The 2,891-nt window shown below is 40.4% G+C and carries 3 protein-coding genes; 2 read left to right on the forward strand and 1 reads right to left on the reverse strand.

Annotated elements, in window-relative coordinates:
* Positions 1 to 321: 321 nt before the first annotated feature.
* Positions 322 to 2,178, forward strand: coding sequence for a P-loop NTPase fold protein (locus tag JWH17_RS22970; RefSeq protein ID WP_205225038.1), 1,857 nt, complete (start codon positions 322 to 324; stop codon positions 2,176 to 2,178).
* Positions 2,179 to 2,255: 77 nt separating this feature from the next.
* Here JWH17_RS22970 and JWH17_RS25015 read toward each other — a convergent pair whose 3' ends face one another.
* Complete coding sequence (locus JWH17_RS25015) at positions 2,256 to 2,609, reverse strand: group II intron maturase-specific domain-containing protein (RefSeq protein WP_332468475.1); 354 nt, start codon at positions 2,607 to 2,609, stop codon at positions 2,256 to 2,258.
* On the opposite strand from JWH17_RS25015, the gene JWH17_RS25020 reads away from it, so the two are divergent.
* Positions 2,511 to 2,891: hypothetical protein (locus tag JWH17_RS25020; RefSeq protein WP_332468476.1), on the forward strand; the 381-nt coding region annotated here is incomplete at its 3' end. The two genes, JWH17_RS25015 and JWH17_RS25020, sit on opposite strands and share 99 nt — an antisense overlap.

Below are 2,891 nucleotides of genomic sequence, written 5' to 3' on the forward strand. Positions count from 1 at the left end.
AGGAATTTTCAAATGACAAGCTGAAAAGGATAGCAAAAGTTTGCTTGCCCTATGAACCGATTGTGTTCGCTGATGCGACTGGCTGCGGCCGCCTTTGAAAAAATTGCTATTTATGGACAGACACTAGCTAATATGACACAATATTAATAATTTGAGTGGAGCATCTCAAGGGATGAAGCCTACCATATGGCTGACTTAACTCAGTCTTCTGTATAATTACTTGTTATGTTTCAGGAAATAATTCATAAGATCAAGAAGTTGCTTGGTGCGACAAAAAAACACCCTTCAACTTCTGGTATAAAAACCCACTCAGAGACAATTATGGATGCGAAAAGCAATATTGTAAAGGCAGTTAAAACGTATATTGAAACTCCAGACACAAAATACGCCATTATGATAGATGGTGATTGGGGGTGTGGAAAGACTTTTCTCTGGAAAAATATCCTTCTTCCAGAGGTGGGTGAATCTGAAGCAATCTATGTTTCAATGTTTGGCTTGAAGGACATTAATGACATTGAAAATGAAATATTCAAATCACTTTCAATGATGGGAGCAGATGACGATGGAGTCCTTAAAGGTCTATTAAATTCTAACCCTAACATGGCAGAAGATATAAGATTCGGAGGGCTAGGATTCGCTGTCCAATTTGGCCTTAAAAAATGGAAAGAAACAAGAATCAAAAAAAGTAAGCGGCTTTTTATTTGTTTTGATGACCTGGAACGTTGGGCAGGTGATATCGAAATATGTCTTTCATATATTAATAAGCTTGCTGAACATAATGGTGCAAAGTGTTTAGTAATTGGCAATGCTAAAGATATAGAGAAAAAAAATAAAAATAAATTTCAGGACACTAAAGAGAAAACGATAGGTTTTAAATATAAATTAGCATACTCCCCTGAAACTGTTTTGAAGGCAGCTATTAGTCTAGTTAATTTCCCCTCTCCCGAATGCCAGATATATATAGAAAATATCCTTACGAAAAATAGCAGCAGAATATTTGATCTCTTAACTTCTGCTAATTGCTCAAATATTCGGACAGTAAGTACAGCTATCCATTATTTGACAATAATATATTCCAATAACAAAGAAAAGTTTGCGCCTTCGCCTGCTAGTGCTATCTCATATTTTATCTCATTGCTATCCACTTTAATCCTTGTTGAGCATCATAAGAACAGTAATGAAGACAGAAAAAAAATTCTAGACCCATCAGTCAATAATTCTTACCAACTCACAGAGAAACTTGGAATAAAACGTCACGAGGATAACGGGCAATTAAAAAAGTTAACTGATGAAGACAGAATTATTAAGCATTTGATCAATACCGCTTTCTACCAAACCAATGAGATTAAACTTCAAGGTAAATTCAGCATTATAAACTATGGTTTTTATAGGGCTGAGGACTTTGAAGACGAATTCACAGAATGGAAAGAGACAGAAGATTACGAATATTACATGGATACATTTAAATTTTGGTATCTGGACGACGAAGAATCAAACCGTATCTTCTCTAATACCTGTAGTGCAATGTTTGAGAAAAAAAACATTACACACCCATCCATTTTGTTACTTCTTACGAATAGACTCATAAACGATATTAAGCGTGGAGTTGTCGATCTTGATTTTGAGAAAACCAAGTCAGACATCAGACAACTTTTTGAGGAACTTTACGAACAGAAAAGAATGGAGCCTCTGCGGAGCATTGATCTTCGTGGGGGGACAAGACGGTTTGAATATTGTGAAGAAATATATACATACGTTGTTGAAAAAAATAAGGAATACTATGAAAGCAGCGAAAAAATAGATCTATCTAAATTCTGGGTCAAGTTGAAAGAAAATCCAGATAGTTTGAACGAATTAATGGATAAATATAAGTCTTTCGAGATATTTGCTCTTTATGATACCCCGGAAGAAATAGCGGAAGTTATCGAATCGCTGCGTAATGACCAGTTATTTAAACTCACCCGTTGGATGGGATCACGTATAAATGAAGAACAAAGTTGTTTAGAGGCCGTTGATAAAGAACATGACAGAGCACAAGCTATAGCTGAAATTCTTGAGAAAAAATATAACAACCAGTATGGCGTAAAAGCTGGGCACATTAAGCAGATTGCAAGGGTTATCAGAAATAAAAGGACTGACTACGACCCTGAGTATATTGATAAAAACAAGAAAACATAATCGGGTAGCCGGGAGATTCTCTCCCCCAGCCCCCACACCACCTAGCATGCGGGTCCGCACTAGGCGGTTCCCATGAGCTACCGAGCCGTAGCCGGGTAATGGATGTTTACCCATAGATCTTTGATAGAAAGCAAACCTTGATCCTTGAGCCATTGATTGGTCATGCCCGAATGGGTCGCCAAGGTACGGGATAATCTCCACGGGCCTTTCCGGCTCAAACCGACCGAAATAGCCGTATGTTGGAAGGTACCGAGCTTGGTTAGCTCGCGCACCTTGGTGCGGCAGTAGCGCCACTGCTTCCAATAGCACATACGCATCCTGCGGCGTAGCCAGTGGTCAAGCTCGGGTATTGGCCTATACAGCTCCGATATCCCAAAATAGCCCATCCAGCCGCGCAGATATTCTGCCAACTTGAACAGTCGATAGTCCATGGAGACGCCCCAGCTCCGGCCGGTCAGTTCCTTGGTGCGCTGTTTGAAACGCACAAGAACCTTGTTCGACCAGCGGATCTTGGTACCTGTAAAGGAGAAACCGAGGAAGGTGATCTCATTGGTGCGAGCCACCTTGCTCTTCTCTTGGTTGACTTTGAGCTTGAGTCTCTTTTCCAGGAACCGACTGACACTGGCCATCACCCGCTCGCCTGCCCGACGACTCTTCACCAAGATGACGAGTCGAGTAGCCCGAGGGAACTTCCCCCTCAGGCTCTCACAGAA

It is taken from the genome of Desulfogranum marinum, assembly GCF_016918565.1.
GTDB lineage: Bacteria > Desulfobacterota > Desulfobulbia > Desulfobulbales > Desulfobulbaceae > Desulfogranum > Desulfogranum marinum.